Annotated in this window: 12 protein-coding genes and 3 pseudogenes; 4 read left to right on the top strand and 11 right to left on the bottom strand. The window is 38.0% G+C overall.

Going from position 1 to position 16,990, the window contains the following annotated elements; genetic code table 11:
- Window positions 1–152: 152 nt before the first annotated feature.
- The 7 genes from MTCD1_RS16130 to mobI all read right to left on the bottom strand — a co-directional run bounded on the left by MTCD1_RS16130 (window position 153) and on the right by mobI (window position 8,314).
- A complete protein-coding gene (locus tag MTCD1_RS16130) occupies window positions 153–1,043 on the bottom strand; it encodes a hypothetical protein (protein ID WP_057180714.1) in 891 nt (296 codons plus the stop codon).
- Window positions 1,044–1,778: a YaaW family protein gene (locus MTCD1_RS16135; RefSeq protein WP_057180713.1), complete on the bottom strand. Its 735-nt coding sequence runs from the start codon at window positions 1,776–1,778 to the stop codon at window positions 1,044–1,046.
- Between the two features lie 80 nt (window positions 1,779–1,858).
- The gene (gene hsdR / locus MTCD1_RS16140) at window positions 1,859–5,578 is read right to left on the bottom strand and encodes a type I restriction-modification system endonuclease (RefSeq protein WP_082606475.1); all 3,720 of its coding nucleotides are present in this window, start codon (window positions 5,576–5,578) and stop codon (window positions 1,859–1,861) included.
- Between the two features lie 77 nt (window positions 5,579–5,655).
- A complete protein-coding gene (locus tag MTCD1_RS16145; protein WP_200818630.1) occupies window positions 5,656–6,801 on the bottom strand; it encodes a sigma-54 interaction domain-containing protein in 1,146 nt (381 codons plus the stop codon).
- A 183-nt stretch (window positions 6,802–6,984) separates the two neighbouring features.
- A complete protein-coding gene (locus MTCD1_RS21515) occupies window positions 6,985–7,140 on the bottom strand; it encodes a hypothetical protein (protein ID WP_197410267.1) in 156 nt (51 codons plus the stop codon).
- A gap of 484 nt (window positions 7,141–7,624) precedes the next feature.
- Complete coding sequence (locus MTCD1_RS21285) at window positions 7,625–7,789, bottom strand: hypothetical protein (protein ID WP_157447798.1); 165 nt, start codon at window positions 7,787–7,789, stop codon at window positions 7,625–7,627.
- A gap of 15 nt (window positions 7,790–7,804) precedes the next feature.
- The gene (gene mobI / locus MTCD1_RS16155) at window positions 7,805–8,314 is read right to left on the bottom strand and encodes a conjugative transfer protein MobI(A/C) (RefSeq protein ID WP_057180711.1); all 510 of its coding nucleotides are present in this window, start codon (window positions 8,312–8,314) and stop codon (window positions 7,805–7,807) included.
- 1,368 nt (window positions 8,315–9,682) lie between these two features.
- On the opposite strand from mobI, the pseudogene MTCD1_RS16160 reads away from it, so the two are divergent.
- Window positions 9,683–10,077 (top strand): annotated as a pseudogene (locus MTCD1_RS16160) (DDE-type integrase/transposase/recombinase); the annotation flags it as partial.
- Window positions 10,078–10,180: 103 nt separating this feature from the next.
- Here the strand turns inward: MTCD1_RS16160 and MTCD1_RS16165 are convergent.
- Window positions 10,181–10,723 carry a recombinase family protein gene (locus MTCD1_RS16165; protein ID WP_057180710.1) on the bottom strand — a complete coding sequence of 181 codons (543 nt, stop codon included), beginning with the start codon at window positions 10,721–10,723 and terminating at the stop codon, window positions 10,181–10,183.
- Between the two features lie 1,285 nt (window positions 10,724–12,008).
- On the opposite strand from MTCD1_RS16165, the gene MTCD1_RS16170 reads away from it, so the two are divergent.
- Complete coding sequence (locus MTCD1_RS16170; protein WP_057180709.1) at window positions 12,009–12,383, top strand: hypothetical protein; 375 nt, start codon at window positions 12,009–12,011, stop codon at window positions 12,381–12,383.
- A 350-nt stretch (window positions 12,384–12,733) separates the two neighbouring features.
- Window positions 12,734–12,973, top strand: coding sequence for a hypothetical protein (locus MTCD1_RS16175; RefSeq protein WP_057180708.1), 240 nt, complete (start codon window positions 12,734–12,736; stop codon window positions 12,971–12,973).
- Window positions 12,974–13,057: 84 nt separating this feature from the next.
- On the opposite strand, the pseudogene MTCD1_RS16180 reads toward MTCD1_RS16175, so the two are convergent.
- Window positions 13,058–13,218 (bottom strand): annotated as a pseudogene (locus MTCD1_RS16180) (transposase); the annotation flags it as partial.
- A 40-nt stretch (window positions 13,219–13,258) separates the two neighbouring features.
- Entirely contained in the window at window positions 13,259–14,245 is a 987-nt protein-coding gene (locus tag MTCD1_RS16185; protein ID WP_082606474.1) for an SEL1-like repeat protein, read from the bottom strand.
- Between the two features lie 214 nt (window positions 14,246–14,459).
- On the opposite strand from MTCD1_RS16185, the pseudogene MTCD1_RS16190 reads away from it, so the two are divergent.
- Window positions 14,460–15,998: pseudogene (locus MTCD1_RS16190) on the top strand (IS3 family transposase).
- Between the two features lie 48 nt (window positions 15,999–16,046).
- On the opposite strand, the gene MTCD1_RS16195 reads toward MTCD1_RS16190, so the two are convergent.
- The gene (locus tag MTCD1_RS16195; RefSeq protein ID WP_057180706.1) at window positions 16,047–16,739 is read right to left on the bottom strand and encodes a hypothetical protein; all 693 of its coding nucleotides are present in this window, start codon (window positions 16,737–16,739) and stop codon (window positions 16,047–16,049) included.
- Between the last annotated feature and the right edge of the window lie 251 nt (window positions 16,740–16,990).

Raw genomic sequence — 16,990 nt, forward strand, 5'->3', positions numbered from 1 at the left:
TATTTTAGTTTTGCTTGCTTTAGCTACTTTCTTGGCAATTTTATATGTTCAAGTAGTTTATCGGCAGGTTCTTTGTTTTTCTCTTATGGAACTAATACTGCTAAATAATCATCAATTTTATAGTGAAAGAACTGATTACAACTAAATAAGTATTATTGGTCTGATGCCACTGCAAGCAATTCACCTTGCTGATGTAACAATGCCTTGTTAATTTCAGATTGGAAAAGTTGTTGCAGGACAGGCTCGTTTTTACGTATTAACTTGGCATGTTCAGCACCTTTCCCGCTCACTACATTTTTGATGCTGTCGTTACACCACAACTTATAGTTATCAACAACAGAGTTGTAACGTAAGGATGCTGTTTTTAAAATATGATCGGCCAGCTTAAATTTACCGTAGCGGTCATAAAGTTGTTTTTCGATGTAAATACTTTTAGGTAAGAGATCTAACATCATATTAATAAAATCGAACATTAATGCAGCATGACGCTCACTAGCACTATCAACAAAGCTGACTAAGTTATCAATCAGTGATAACAATTCGTTGCGCTTTACTGCCATTTGAGCTTGGTATATAGTTGCAATCTCTCTTGACTCTTCTGTTAATTCTTTATCTAACAACAGTACACGGGCCGACTCTACCACGCCAAAATACTCTGACATCTGTCCCATAAAATACAACACGTTTTGCGAGTTTATATCTTGCGATACCAAATCAATTTTCTTTTGCAATTTATCAATTTTCCGGGCTAAATACATGGTTTGTATAACGATAGCGCCAATGATCAAGCCAGTAGAAATTGCCGTGGCGGCTAATTGCAAGTTCTGGGCAGCTTGGAGCTGATTAAGGACGGCTTTAATCCCTTTTGAACTATCTACCATCACCTCTTTCAATGGCATATGTTGTGCTATTACTTTTTTACCGTTTTCGTTAAACCAATAAGCAACCCCATCACGTAAATCAACCTTACCGTTTAAAATGGCTTCAAGTACTTCAGGTTTTATTTTTAATTCATCAAATATAAATGCTTTTTCAAAATTCATTTAAAAATGTTCCTTATTTTCTAGTTGTTGACGCATAGCTGCTACTTGAATAACACCAGGTAAGGTTACTCTAAAAGCAGGGCCACTCAGTGCCGGCACAGTTAATAAACCGGTAATCACCCAACCTATAGGCCCAGCAAACACACCTATCGTCTTAGCTAAACCTGCGTTAGCAGCAAGTTGTAAGCCCTTACCCATAATCATTTTAGCGATGGAATTAGCGACAATCAAAGCAACCTGATAACTGGCAAAACCGCCCAAATTTATAGCTGCAATAATTGCAGCCATTGCTGCTGGCCCTGCTAATTTCGCATCAATTTTTAGTGCTGAAGCTAACTCTGCTTTTTGTGTATCTGTCATATCTTGCCAAGAAGTTTCAATTAATTTGGCAAACATCGCTTGCTCTATCTCTATGGTTGCGGCATCAAAGTTGGTTTTAACCTTCATGCGCTTACACACATCGATAAGTATTTCTCGATAACTAACACCTGTTCTGCGGACAAAATTAACTAAGGTATCGCCACCATAATGTTGCAATTCAGCTGCTATCGTTTGCCATATTTGGCTATAATTTCCTTTTGCCTCGATAAATGATTTATTACCCGTTAATGACTCGGTATTGCGTTTCTTGCCATCTGTATCAAAAATCAATGACTGAACCAAAACTTCTAACATTTCGTTGTCTGCATAATGCAAAAAGGCTAAATCTATATCTTCTTTATATTTATGTGACACTAAACATTCCTTATTATTTTTAATATTTGTCTTTTTAATGTGGTAATCAATTTATCTCACTTGCCTACATACTTAATAACTTAAACCAAGGCAAGTGACTTTAGTGCTACTTGGTCATATTGAGACAGTTCTTGCTTTAAAAAAGCACCTACTTTTTTGTTCTTAAAATATTGATGACCCTTTGCGTATTTTGAGACATCTATGTTGACTAAATTTAGGCAAGCCTCTTCATCCAAAGGGCTTAAACCAATGGGTTTATGGTCAAATAAGCAACCTGCTCTATAGCCATATTTAAGCGTGCTATCTTTTTGGCTCATACAGTTTATAAATTTAGTATCGCTGTGTGTTGAAAATATATCAGCCCACACTTCCGGCTCTGAAGATACTGCGCCTGCTAGTAGATAAACAGCTTTAACATGGGGTGCGTCTAACTCGGCCAAAGTATGGTGCACAACTCGAGCGCCTAATGAGTGGCCCATTAAAATACAATCATGTAATTCAGGTGTGCCTTCAATGGCAGCAGCTAACTCAATGCCAACTTCACGTGATTCATGAAAGGCATTTTTCCAATGGCCTGCAGTTTTATTTACCGCCATAACCACAGCACCACCTAATATAGCTTTGATATTCCCTGTTTTAGCAAGCTGTAATAATTTATCGTTGTTATCAACTAAGCCTTCGTCCATAGCCAAATCAGCCAGATTACCCGCATTCCATTTAGCATGAATTACTTGATTATCTGGGTACAGTTCATCAATAAAGGCTAACCAATCACTAACATCTTTACTGCCTTTAGATAAAAAGCCGTTAATGTCGGTAAAGATGGGTTCGTTACGCAATTCATTGATTTGTTTTTTCAAGTGCTCAAGGTTGGCGACCAACTTAGGTAATTGAGTAAATATTTCCGCGCATTGTTTTGGCCCTTTGTTTTTCAGGGTTTGCGCCAAACTGGCAAAGTCACAACCAGCACTGTGGCTTAATGTTTCATCAAGGCGTTTAATGGCTTGCTCTATCTCGACTGACTTTTCACGGTTAAACAAACCGTGACTAACAATGCGTTGTACTTTGGCAACGAGTTGTTCATGGCTATGCTCAGCAAAACAGCGACCGTCGGCTTCAAAGGTTTTATAGGTTTGTGAGTCGGTTATTTCATTAACTAAGGTGCCTAGTTCAACTTTAGGCCTCACCACCACCGGCTTCATGGTATCTACTGCTTCAAGGCTACTGTATAGGTCAACCGCATCATATATTTTAAAGCTGGTTTTACCCACTTCTGGGCATAACCTAGTTGCCCGGCCTTTCATTTGTTCATACAAGATACGGCTTTTAACTTTACGAATAAAAACCAAATTACAAATGCTGGGAATGTCGACCCCAGTGGTGAGTAAGTCAACGGTGATAACAATATTAGGCAAACGCTCTTTTTTGAAACGGGTGATCAAGCTTTGTATTTTTTTCGGATCTTTATCACTTGTACCGGTAATTTTAATAATCGCGTCATGTTCAAGGTTAGGGTATTGCTCTTTAAAGGCTGCTTGCAGCGCCAATACCATCATATCGGCATGGATATTATTGACACAAAAAATTAAGGTTTTTTGACTGCCACTAGGATTTAACTCAGTTGCTAACGCCTCTGCCACTACCCTGTTAAAGCTGGGCACGATAATATCGCGGTTAAAGTTGGCCACTTCAAAGTCTAGTTCGTCTTCTAGGGTGTCTTCAATTAATTCGCCCTGATTGGTTAAGCGCGTTACTTCGGTACCGGCACTTAAGTAAATGCCGTCTTGCAGTAATTTAGTGACAATTTTAATCGGTGGCTCTTGGTCGGTTAAATAGCCGTCGATCACCGCTTTGCGGTAACTATAACGATATACCGGCAAGCCAAAGATGTCGGTGGTGTGTAATGCTGGTGTGGCGGTAAGGCCAATTTTTACCGCGTCAAAATGATCGAGTATCCGGCGGTATGATGAAACATAGTCAAGCTGGTTACGAAACTCCATTTCGCCTTCGGTTTGCTCTTTATCGAGAATATAACCACGGTGAGCCTCATCAACTATGATGCAGTCGTAACGTTCTACCGGCATAAACTCATCACTTTGCAGGGTGCGTTTTACTAACGCTTGCACGGTAGCAACATGAATTTTAGTGGCGTCTGATGGAAATTTATCGGTTAAGCCTTTAATACTAAAAATGGTATTAAAAGGGACGTCGTTGATACGGGTATCATCAAAGGCATTAAGAGCTTGTTCACCTAAAGTGCGGCGATCAACTAAAAACAAAATGCGGTTAAAGCGGCGCGATTGGATCAAGCGATACATTAAGGCAATGGCGGTACGGGTTTTACCGGTACCGGTGGCCATGGCCAGTAAAATATTTTGTTGCCCTTGCTTAATCGCTTGTTCGGTGGCGGTTACCGCTTCTTCTTGAAAATACCATAAACTTAGATCGGTGGGTTTGTTATTGTCTAACCATTGATGCGCGGCCTCTTTGTTGCTGGCTAACTTAGCTTGCAGCTCGTCTGGGGTATGCCATGCCGGTAAAGCCTTCGGCTGATTAGAGATTTTTCGTACATCTCGATACCAGATGCCGCTTTTGGTCAGTAATTGACGACGGTAATCTCGACCATTAGCCGAGAATACAAAAGGAATTTTATAGCTACGGGAATTAAGCTTAGCTGATTCAGGCCAGGTAATGAGATAAGCCGCCATGACTTCATTGACTTTATTTTGCAACTTTACATCGTTTGCCGCGTGCAATAATAGTTCATCACGTAGATGAGCATGGTCAAAGTAAATGCTGTAACGGTGTGCTTCACTGAGTTTACCGCAAACATCAATATTGATTTTTTTGGCTTCTACTACACCAATCGCCTTTAAACCGACAAATAATACGTAATCGGCAAAACCTGTGTTACCGGTTTCATCGACTGCGGTTGGCCATTCGGCAATGGCTAAGTTTTTGCCTATTTGTGGACGTGTGCCATTAGCATAAGTTAAGGCGGTAGTGTCTGCCGCCCATCCCGCAGCCCGCAGTTGTTGGTCGATAATAAAGCGGGTTTCTTTTTCTGATAAGTCTAAACGGCGCGCAGCAGCCCGTTGGGTGATTTCTTGTTTATAGGCTTTACGTTCACCTTCTGTTTTCTTGGCCAGTTCTTCATCTTTTTGCTGTAATTGTGCTTCAAGGGCGGCAACACGCGCTTGAGTTTGCGCCTCAGTTTCTTCTTGTTTACCTTCTAAAATAGCAATATAACCATTGAGTGCGGTTAATTTGTTTTTACTTGCTTCAAGCTCACTATTAGATTGGTCTTTGACACTTTGCGCCTGCTGTAAGGCTTGTGACAACTCTTCTTTAAGCTCAGTAACTTGGCTCTGGTATTGCTGTGCTTGTTGACCATCGGGCAATTTAAAAATTGGCGCGGCAAAGTCGAGATCTTTGTTCACTAAACGGTAGTACCAAATACTTAACCGGAACGCTAACCGTAATGCCATTTCGGCATCGTCTAAATCGTTATGGTAATCGTGTACCGCTTGGTTACCTACTTTGCGCAGCAGGTGAAAGACATTGATAATTGAATCGTCAACCCAGGAGATTTTTGCCAGTTCTCGTACTAATTCAAGTTGCGTTGCCGGGATTTCAATATCGAGTAATTTGGCAATATGTTTAGCCGAGGCTTCACCAAACATGCGCAATTTAATCAGTGTGGTATTTGGATCGTCGGGAAAATTATTTTCTGCCGCCAAAGCAATACGGTAAAGGATGTCATTAACACCCTTTAAAAATTCAAAATTTGATTGTTTCATGTTTATTTCCATTTTCATGCTACAGACCTTGGCAAGATAGCTGCCAAATCCCTCTAGGGCCTTTAACGAGTCAATTATTACGAACTTTCTTTTAACCAATTACTCAATGTTTGATGATTATTTAAACATAACATTTTAGCGGCTTTGGTTTTGCTATCTAAACATGATTTTAATGCCGCCTCAATATAATTTCGTTTAATAGAATCAATATGTTGCGGTAGATCAAAATATTCTTCTGCGCTTAAAACGACTGGGGGTTGCGAGGCTTTATTTTCATGGCTGATTAAAGCAGCTTTAATATCTTCAGCCTGTAAGATTTTGTTATCAGAAAACAAGACTGCACGGCTTAGGGTATTCCATAATTCACGAATATTCCCTGGCCACGTTTGTTGTTTGATAAAATTAATTCCGTCTTGGGAAATTTCTTTACTTTCAAAGTCTGGGTGCTTGCTTACTTGTTGGTTCACTTGCATTAATACCGATTGGGTAAGCGATTCAATGTCTGCACTGCGTTGTCGTAACGCCGGTATTTTCAAAACGCCGACCGCTAAACGATAAAAGAGATCTTCTCGAAAGGTGCCATTTAACACCATTTGTTGCAAGTTCTGATGAGTAGCGGCAATAACTCGTACATCAACCTTGCGGCTATTAGTATCACCTACTCGTGTTATTTCACCCTCCTGCAAAGCTCTCAGTAATTTCACCTGTATTGAGGCGCTAAGTTCCCCTACTTCATCTGAAAATAAAGTGCCGCCACTGGCTTGTTCAAATAATCCTTGGTGATCTTTGTCGGCGCCAGTAAAGGAGCCCTTAACATGACCAAATAATATAGAATCGGATAAAGACTCGGGCAATGCACCACAGTTGACTGCTTTAAAGGGGTTGTCAGAGCGCATACCCGCATGATGGATCGCTTGTGACAGCATTTCTTTACCTGTGCCTGTTTCACCTAATACTAGCGTGGGTAAATCAGAGTTAGCCAGTTTTTTAGCCTTGGTCACTAGGTCTTTCATTTCGGGAGAATTAGCCACCATAGCGACAAAAGCATTTTCAACTTTTGGTGACCGGGCATGGCTGTTAACAATTCGTGCGGCGGCCACTTTTTTATAGGTTGCACTAAAGTCTATCGGTAAGGTGGTTAGCTCAACTTTGTTTTCTTTGGAAGATTGGAAAAACTTACAGTTATATACCCCTTCTCCTAACAACACAGAAACCGCTGTCATGGTGGGCGTGCCTGAAGTTAAGTTGATATAAACCTGATTATCATGGGTAGTCACTTGCTCTAACCATTTATTGGTGACCTTGGTGATGCTGTTATAGTCTATGGGTGAAGAGATTTGTGCTCTTTCGATAACGACTTTGGTGTTTCTTCCGGCAACGGCTAATTTTTTTTCTAACCAGCTTTGCTATGTTGGCCATTGGTCTTGCCAACTATTGGCTAAAATAATCACTTGCTCAAATTTAACAGCGCCAATAATAGCGATACTTGCTATAGCGGCGAACTGATCGGCTTCCATTTGCTTTATATCTGAGTGGCCTAGCCAGGTAAGTAATATGTTCATGTGTTATTTGTTATTTGTAGAGACTAAAGTTATGTAGCTAATTTTCATTTTCTCGTTTTACTGCCAATACTATTTAAATTTATACGTTTAATTTTTATAGAGGGAGCAACTTTATTATTGCTTGATTCCAATTTTTTAAGATAACTTACTACTGAATTAAAAAGCTCTTTCGCATCTTTGGTCTGGTTCCTATCTTGTTGTGTGATGCTTCGGTGCCAAAGCTCATTTTTCATCGACGCTAATGCATTTTTATTTTCGCTAATCGTTTTAACGATTTTGATCAAATATCAAACAGGACAACAATTCTATATATTTAACACCAGCTGATGAATACAACCATACTAAGGCTCCAAAATTAACTATAACGATCAGACTTCTACTACCTTGGCCGGTCAAGCTAATTGTCGCCTAATACAATAATTTCTTTTTCGGCTTCATTACAAACATTATCAAAACAAACCTGTAACGCTGAGGATAACTCCTGTTATTTTTGAAGCATTCGCAATAACGAACCAATTCTTGATAAGGCGCCAATTGATTTGTCGCCTTCAAAATTCAGATACTCAACCAACATCGATGAATGTAATTTCAGCGTATGATTAATCGTTTTTACCGTAATAGGACGTTGCGCCTGTGTTTCATTAGCCATGTATAAATACCTCAGTTAACTTGATTGTGTTTTCTTAAAATAGCCCCTTAAACTCTTCAGAGTTTCGTTATTAATATCCAACAATTCCCGGACCTGCTGGAACTTTAATTCAGCATCCCATACCGCCTGCCACTCCCAACTCTGACATATATTGGCAAGCTGAGTTTTCGTGTACCCCCTCCTTTGGGTCGGCGCAATATATGTTGCATACGACCTTTTGGGTGAGCCCGGAGATCCAAATGCAATCCTAGGTCTCTTCTCCCAAAATATTATCACTTTCCCTTTATCCGTCCTTATCCTAGGTGTAATACGACCAGTCTTTTTTGTTTGATCACCTTGAGATATTGCGGTGAGTATTTCCCTGTTCACCACCTTCCACCAGTCCCAATAGGTTTGTTTGATTTCCTCAGCCTTACTGATTAGCGCTTCTCTTGCGACATATGCTGCTTGGTTAAGGTCATTCGCGATCAGTTCGACATCTGTCATATCAACCGCTGACACGGCATCAACAGCACTAACTTTCACATTAATCTCCCGATTATTGGTTTTATCTAATATATCAGTTGCCCAGATAAGCCATTACCCAATAAGCGTTGAGTTTTAGCACTCTTAGTAACTATCGAAGCCGGTAAGTGGGCTTTTAACTGCAACAAACCCAAGAAATTAATGAATAACGCTCTGTCTTAACGAACACTAAACCTAACTAAAGACGAATATCTCTATGTACAAGAGTTCCGAACCAGTACTGAATTAGGGAATTCAAATGGACTTTGGTGTCCCTGCAGTTCTACAGCGGTTTAGTGCCGCAGCAAAACAAAATCAATTAGAGGATCCTTCGGCCTGTTTAAAGTTTTTATTACCGGCGGGATAATCTACGGACTGATGGTGAGGCACCCACGCGAATGGTAAGGCATGGATCTCGACCGCTACTGACTTAAAAGGAAAAAAGTGCTTAGTAATATGTGACTCAGGTAATGGTTTTATATCCACGTCGTATGATTAGTTAAAGTTAAGACGTAAGCCTATCAAAGGAACCCCCCAAGCGAATGTAAAGGATACGACTAACAACGCCAAGTTAAAGGCAAGCAGACACATTGATAAAGGCCAAATGCAAGGAGACTACACTTAGATATAAACTGTCTTATCCAAGAGTATCGAAATAAAAAACGATTCCGCCACTACGGTAAGTTCAACATGAACTACAAGAATATACCCCGCACCGCTTTTAAGTATAGGGTTCTCCCTAAGGGTTGGTTGTAGGGCAAACATTCCCATGGCCTATTATAGGGAGGCAGAAGTTGGCCTTTCTCGCGTTTGTAGGGAAGTAAATGCCAAAGCATAAATATTTAGTGCTGTTTTAAAAATATTATTAGTAACGCGCGTTTGTAGGGAGGAAAATGCCAAGACGCAAATTAGGGCTTTTTTAAAAATATTAGTAGTTGCGCGCGTTTGTAGGGAGGGAAATACCAAGGCAATAATCAATGCTTTTTTAAAAACATTAGTAGTTGCGCGTTTGTAGGGAGGAATATGCCAAGACGCAAATTAGGGATTTTTTAAAAATATTAGTAGTTGCGCGCGTTTGTAGGGAGGACAATGCCAAGGTAATAATCAATACTTTATTAAAAACATTAGTAGTTGCGCGTTTGTAGGGAGGAAAATGCCAAGACAATTGTTTTTTTTCTTCTGTTTTATTCGCAATGTCCAAGAATCCGCCCTCTAGGGCCTCCAATCTTGGAACGATTGACAGCTGAATTTCTCGAATTATTTATTAAACACCCCTTAAATATGACTAAGTATCATAAAAAGGATCGCTTATCGGCCATTGGGTGTGTTCAAAATTATTTATTATCATGCTTTAACAATCTAGTCTCCTGCAGGCGTTCTGAGTGTAATTCGCCTGATACTAAGCTAACAGCGAAAGCATTAACTATGGCATTTGCATCAAGAGCACGACAAAAAGGTGTTATCTTTCATTCAGACCAAGGGACGCATTATACGAGCAGGAAGTTTAGACAGCGCTTTTGGCGTTATCAAATAAAAAAAGTATGAGTCGTCGAGGAAATTGTTGGGATAAAGCACCAATGGAACGCTTCTTTAGAAGTTTGAAAACAGAATGGGTACCAACGATAGGCTATAAGAATTGTACTGAAGCCAAACAAGCGATCATTAATTACATCATGACTTATTACAATCAGACTAGGCCGTATATGTACAACGCAGGATTAAGTCCAAATGAATCTGAACGAATGTACTGGCTAAACTACAAATCCGTGGCCAATTTTACTTGACCACTTCAACCACTACATTGGCTAAATCATATAAAATCATTAAGAAACCCGATTTAGTCTCCGCTGAACACCTGTGGGAGAGTCATTAATAAAAAGCACTTTATTATCTTTCAAATTTAATTTTTTGAACAGATACGGGGCTAATTCCTAATTCTTTAGCTACTTTACGAATTGATAAATCTTGATCTAATAACGCCCAAACCGCCTGGCGATTAATCGTATTTGGTTTTCCTTTATACTTACCGGCTAACTTAGCTTGTGCTATCCCCTCTTTTTGTCTTTCTAAAATCATCTCTCGTTCAAACTGATAGACAGCACCAAGCAAGGTAAGCATTAAGTTGTTTATTGGGTTTGATAAGTCATGGCTGAAAATCAGATTTTCTTTAACAAACTGAATGGTCACATGTTTGTCATTGAAGAATTTTATCAAGTTTATGAGATCTTCGATGTTTCGAGCCAAACGGCTAATGTCGTGAACCAGTACTGTATCCCCTTCTCTTGCATAATCTTTTAATTGATTAAGCGCTGGTCGATCGGAATTAGATCCTGAACATTTGTCTTCGAATCTTTTGTCTAGTTCAATACCATCTAATTGGCGAGCGGTATTTTGTTCGATGGTCGATACACGGATATAGCCTAATTTCATGTTACTGCCTCATTTAACTTCTTAAACAAGACTGTAACTGTGAAAGTTAATCGCGCAACTGAAGTTAAATGAAACGATTTTCAATAAATGTAAGTGTTACATTTTGACTGTAGCTAAATTGAAATACTGTAATGCGACCAACATATATTAGCCATGTTGTTCCAACCACTTGGTTCATACACCTTGCTTTAGTTCTTTTATTCAATGTTTCAAAATGATTTTAAAATAATCACACAAGCGTTGAATCCCTGTCCTGCTATAAAGTAGTTGCCTAGGTGTTGTGTCGAAATGCTTATTTTCACAATCAAGCCAGTGATGGATAAACTTAATATCTCACAACAAAAAGAACCTAAGAATCGATGGATTTGGAGTAACTGCATTAGAACTTCAATTTCATCATCGTTAAGTTGGCATCTACTTTGCATTTTAAGATCATGCTCAATTCCAAACGATATAAATAACTGATTTTTTTTCAATAAGTAATATATTACAAATATTTTTCACCGCCTGTATGAGTACCTTATCTTTATTAAGTTCATTCACTCGGTATACCCTTTATATGTCACAGTAGGCCTATTTAATCGTTATTGGTTTTTAACTTATAAAAGCAATAAACCCTCACTTTTTATTCCTATTCATAACTATGTTTTTGGCTTTATACCTATCAATCAAAAGCACTCCAACATAGGTAACAACAGATATTATCAAAAAGCTAACAATGATAAATGTTAGCGCTGTATAACCGTCTTGGTATGCTCCGTAACCCAACGCTAAGACGCTAAATAACAAATAAACAATCATTATTTTCATCAGCTACCCTTTTTAAAATTACTTTTTGTTCTGTATGAAAAGCCCAAACAGTATTCATAAATACTGAAATCCTTAAAAGACTATAAGCTCCTGTTCGAGTGGTGTTGTTAGCCTTTTACTTCCTTATAGACCATCTAATTAAATAAGCATGAATAATTGCCATCCACTCTTCTCTTATGAAAATACCACCTATTTAAGAACGATCAACTGTAAAAACACTTTAGCTACTAGGGCTATTTCGGTAGTACTGCTGTACTGTCACAGAATTCATGACTTTCCTCTTCCAATAGGGTCATGAAGAGTAATAGAGGCTATATTAATGTCCGCAACAGTGCTCACAACCACTACTTCCACGTTCTTTTAATTTGTTGACGCTTATATAAATAAAGCAATAAAGTTAAAAATGTTAGTCAAGTTGCCCATTTTAAAATTCATGATCAAATAGGTGGTACTAAAAGTTAATAAGGTACTAACCATGAAATCAACGAACGTAAGAAAAAATAAACAACTCCCTGAAGCACAACATAAAACCAAAAATGAAAAGCTATTTGCATACTATCTATCTGCCAGTGAAATTAGCTTTACCTTTGGTAAAAGTGTAATTAATAAAGAAGAAAATAATTTCATGTTAATTATTGATGGACGAAAGGTATATATAGAACTCGTAGCAACACCCGAGGAAGGCTTTAGAAAACTGAATGATTATAAAAATAAATTTACACATTTCGTATTATTCTGTATCGATTCAGCAATGCCAGCAGAAGCATTTTTTGATCATATTGTAATGATTTTTACACAGGTTTTTCCGTACACAATTATTCCAGATAAACCCGTCTTCTTAACAAAGTAAACTTTAACTATATCTATAAAATCGAGTAAAAAAAACAGTGAATTGATGATAAGTAATAGAAAAAAGCTCCGTTATTTGGTAATTTCACCTTTTTTATTCATATATCATGGCTTTAGTAAATACTGAAATTAAAGGAGAATAGTATGAATTTAAGTGATAACTACGGTCCAACCTTAACTTTAAAAGAGTTATGTAGTGTATTTAAGATGAGTCGTTTGTGAATTTTCTTTCATCCCATAATATGTGTCAAGAGTGATTTTTGAAAAACACTTTCTGAACTACAAACTATCTAGTGGAATCTGGGAGTCAACTTTTACCACTAATGGAACATTGGCACTAGGTTAGGATTAGTGCCAAAAATTAAGCAGCTTGGGGGACAGTCGGTTTATGATCACTTCTACCACTTTGCGGAAGCCCTTGTCAGTTTAACTGACTCAGGCTTGTCAATCTGCTCTGAAAGTTTACATAATAATGCTGCAACAAATACTTACGAAAACTTAATTAATCAATGGAAAAATAGAATCTTAGTCGGTGGTTCTTGCATGCTATCTGACAGTACATTTGATTTACCATTATCTAGAGAAAAGTAACCTGAGATCTGGAAAAGCAGCATATTTTTATTAGGTTGCCATCAGTCAAAACTCACTAGGATACAGCTTAATACGTGGCTTTTATTTTTTAAACAATAAGCCACGATTCCAGAAATCAAATTTAACTTTCATGTCTTTTCTAACCGTTGTTATCAAATCAACATTAAATTTTTCAGGGTTTCACTTAACTTTTTACCGATATAACCTTTATCTGCATATAGCTTTCCTGTGAGTCTTTTGCATATAATAGCAGTGTAAATGTAATGTTCTGTCACTCTAGAATATTCAAATGGCATCAGCATCCCCTTGTTCAGCGGCTTTTTTGTACCAATAGATTGCTTCTGATGTATCTTCGAAACCGCCATTAACATCATCATATAGATGAGCTAAATTAAATTGAGCATCAGCATCCCCTTGTTCAGCGGCTTTTTTGTACCAATAGATTGCTTCTGATAGATCTTCAAAACCCCCATTAACACCATCATATATAAGCGCTAAATTAAATTGAGCATCAGCATCTCCTTGTTCAGCGGCTTTTTTGTACCAATAGATTGCTTCTGATATATCTTCAAAACTGCAATTAACATCATCATATATAAGCGCTAAATAAAATTGCGCATCAGCATCCCCTTGTCCAGCGGCTTTTCTGTACCAATAGATTGCTTCTGATGTATCTTCGAAATCGCCATTAACATCATCATATATAAGCGCTAAATTAAATTGGGCATCAGAGTCACCTTGTTCAGCGGATTTTTTATACCAATAGATTGCTTCTGATGTATCCTCAAAACCGCTATCAACATCATCATATATATGAGCTAAATTAAATTGAGCTTGAACAAGTCCATTCCTAGCAGGTGCTGTATACCACTGTATTGCCTTCTCGTAGCTTTGGTCAATACCTAGACCACTATGGTGCATTAGGGCTAAATGGTATTTTGCTTTAATAGAGTTTTGTGCAGCGGCTTTTGTGTTCCAAAACAAAGCTTTTTTATAATCTTTTCTTGTTGTATCACCGTTAAAGTACATCAGCGCGAGTTCGTACTGAGACTCTACGACCCCACTTTTAGCAGCAATCATTGTTTGTTCAAATGAAGTCTGTGCAAAGCAAGCAGGCATAAATAACAAAGTAATAAATAGCCATTTAACAAACGTCATAGGTCTATTTTCTGCTCGATGAAAAGGATGGGGAATCCATTGATTGTTGTTTTGTAGGTAGCTCATAACTCTATCTCCTGAGTGTTTATTTAAATGCAGATTTTCTGCCTTCATTTAAACAAACGGAGATAAGCCGCTGGAATTAACATTTAATTAAAATTATTTTGTAAAACAATTTAATTAGCTAATTTAACCTTATGAGTGTAGGTAAATTAGGTGCTCAATCACAAACTATTTTAGTTGTCATTTTCTTGTTTTCCCCCTGTGTCAGGGTTGTTGTCGCCTCAATTAATTTTATAAATAAACAGGGTGCGGTAAGTTTAAGTTAGTGGATTATCAAAGGTATTCAAGCCAGTTTAAAGAAGCAATATTAAATAAGCTAAGTCAAAGTGGTTTGTCGGTCAGAAAGTTTGCTGAGCAAGAAGGCATTAATATTTCAACAATGTATAGTTGGCAAAAGCAATTCAATGTCTCAGGTTTTAGTGTGTCAAAAGTTAGTTCGTCAGATAAGTGGTCAAGCGAAGAGAAGTTTGCTGTTGTGATCGAAACCTCCACATTATCGGAGGTTGATTTAAGTGAATATTGTCGAACCAAAGGTTTGTATCCTGAGCAAATAAAAGTATGGAAACAAGCTTTCATCGCAGGGAGTACTGCTAAGTCAACAAAAAAAACAAAGAGCACACCAGGAGCAAAAAGCAGATAAAAAACGTATTAAAGAATTAGAGCGTGAGCTGCACCGAAAAGACAAGGCCTTAGCAGAAACTGCTGCATTGCTCGTATTAGGAAAAAAGTTCGATGCCTATTGGAAGGAAAAAGAAGACAGCTAATACCGCTGACCGATAGGCAAAACCAGGCAAAGTTGGTTAGCAAAGCAGTAGCATCAGGTGCGAGGCAAGATAAGGCCTGTGAGGTTATTGGCTTATCAACAAGAACTTTACAGCGTTGGCGTATTGATGGTGCTATTGGTGAAGATAAAAGACCAACAGCTATTAGGCCAGAGCCGCTGAACAAGCTAAGTGCAAAAGAGCGACAAGCCGTTATTGACGTTTGTAATGTGGAAGAGTTTGCCTCATTGCCACCAAGCCAGATAGTACCCATACTGGCAGACAGAGGTGAATATATTGCTTCTGAGTCGAGTTTTTATCGCCTATTAAAAGCGGAGAACATGCTGCATCACAGAGGTAAAGCTAAACCGAGAAATAGCCATAAAAGGCCAACGAGTTATACCGCTAAAAAGCCCAAAGAAGTATGGAGTTGGGATATCAGCTATATGCCAACAACCGTGATAGGCCAACATTATTACCTGTATATGATTGAAGATATTTACAGCCGTAAAGTGGTTGGTTGGGAAGTTCATACCAATGAAACAGGTGAGCAAGCGGCAGCGTTATTAGAGCGTAGTGTTTGGAGCGAAAAATGTTTGAAAACAGACTTAGTATTGCACTCGGATAATGGTGCGCCCATGAAAAGTTTGACGATGCGAGCCAAGATGTATGATTTAGGTGTTATTACCTCGCGAAGTCGCCCAAGGGTAAGTAATGATAATCCGTACTCAGAAGCACTCTTTAGAACGGTTAAGTATCATCCTAGCTGGCCTGGTAAAGGTTTTAAATCTTTAGATGAGGCACGTAAGTGGGTAAAAGAGTTCGTTTACTGGTACAACAATGAACATCGCCATAGTCGGATCAGGTTTGTCACGCCAAACCAAAGGCATGAAGGCCTTGATGTCGAAATATTAGCGAAACGAAAAGCGTTGTATCAAGAAAAAAGAAAAGAGCATCCAGAGCGATGGTCAAAAAGTGAAATAAACTGGCAGCCAATAGGCGCTGTGGAGCTAAATCCAGAGCAATACAAAGAAGCTGCTTAACAATTTAGGCGACAACTGCCTTGAAAAACACCGGTTTCACAAAGTCTGTTATTTGCTCATTTTTTCAGTGGCTCTTCTGTACCTATCATTTAGATTTGGGTTATTTGTTCTTAATGGAGGGTGATTTTCACATTGCATTACAATATAATTATCTATGGATATATTTCTTTCTATATTATATTTCCAGTTGTCACGACCATCCACTAAATACCTACTTTTAGTATTTTCAAAACCAGCGTATTCAGTCCATTCCCAAATTAGTTCTTCATGTATATCATGATTTTTATCAAGATATTTTATATTGCTTATACAGTCTTGAGTAGATATAAGCTCTATAGACTTTAAAACCTTTTTCACAGGTTCTTTAAAAGGTGCAGCTTTTACTTTTAGAGGTGCAGATTTCACCTTTAAAGGTGCACTTATTGTCTGTGATGCGTATTTCTGCTCTGGCAATGCATTATAGAAATAACCTAAGAATATAAATACCGAAAATATAATTGGAGACCAAATTATAGAAATTAAAACTTTGTCCATAAAAGTATTGCTAGATTTAGTAGGTTCAATCTTTTCTTCTATAGTTTCCTCTGTCATATTCAAATGAATATTTTCCTCTAGTATATCTTCATATCTTTTCTTTAAAACTTCCTTTTCCTTGATAATATTTAAGTTTACACTCTGAAGATCTTTATATTTCTCTCTTAAAGAGTCATCAAGCATTTTAAGAATATCTGCCTTATTCATAAATCCTCCAACAAATTCTTTTATTAATTTAAAGCATTGTTCAGATTTATTTTTTTAGAATCAACAACACCGTTACGGTAATCATCATTAACATTATATTCAATACTAGGGGATGTATCATGAACACCACCATTTCCCCCCGTGTCAGAATAGTTGTCACCCCTAAAATTTAATTTTTTTTAGATCGGGGAGTGGTAATCGAACAATAAATGTCTAGTTATTCAACAGAAAGAAAAGAAGCTATTTTAAGT

The sequence above is a fragment of the Colwellia marinimaniae genome, from assembly GCF_002207865.1.
Taxonomy (GTDB): Bacteria; Pseudomonadota; Gammaproteobacteria; order Enterobacterales; family Alteromonadaceae; genus Colwellia; species Colwellia marinimaniae.

Excerpts from the sequence above, each read along its gene's own strand:
- MTCD1_RS16130 (WP_057180714.1), bottom strand. The coding sequence starts at position 1,043 with ATGAATTTTGAAAAAGCATTTATATTTGATGAATTAAAAATAAAACCT.
- hsdR (WP_082606475.1), bottom strand. The coding sequence starts at position 5,578 with ATGAAACAATCAAATTTTGAATTTTTAAAGGGTGTTAATGACATCCTT.
- MTCD1_RS16145 (WP_200818630.1), bottom strand. The coding sequence starts at position 6,801 with ATGACAGCGGTTTCTGTGTTGTTAGGAGAAGGGGTATATAACTGTAAG.
- MTCD1_RS21515 (WP_197410267.1), bottom strand. The coding sequence starts at position 7,140 with ATGAACATATTACTTACCTGGCTAGGCCACTCAGATATAAAGCAAATG.
- MTCD1_RS21285 (WP_157447798.1), bottom strand. The coding sequence starts at position 7,789 with ATGGCTAATGAAACACAGGCGCAACGTCCTATTACGGTAAAAACGATT.
- MTCD1_RS16165 (WP_057180710.1), bottom strand. The coding sequence starts at position 10,723 with ATGAAATTAGGCTATATCCGTGTATCGACCATCGAACAAAATACCGCT.
- MTCD1_RS16170 (WP_057180709.1), top strand. The coding sequence starts at position 12,009 with ATGAAATCAACGAACGTAAGAAAAAATAAACAACTCCCTGAAGCACAA.
- MTCD1_RS16185 (WP_082606474.1), bottom strand. The coding sequence starts at position 14,245 with ATGAAGGCAGAAAATCTGCATTTAAATAAACACTCAGGAGATAGAGTT.
- MTCD1_RS16195 (WP_057180706.1), bottom strand. The coding sequence starts at position 16,739 with ATGAATAAGGCAGATATTCTTAAAATGCTTGATGACTCTTTAAGAGAG.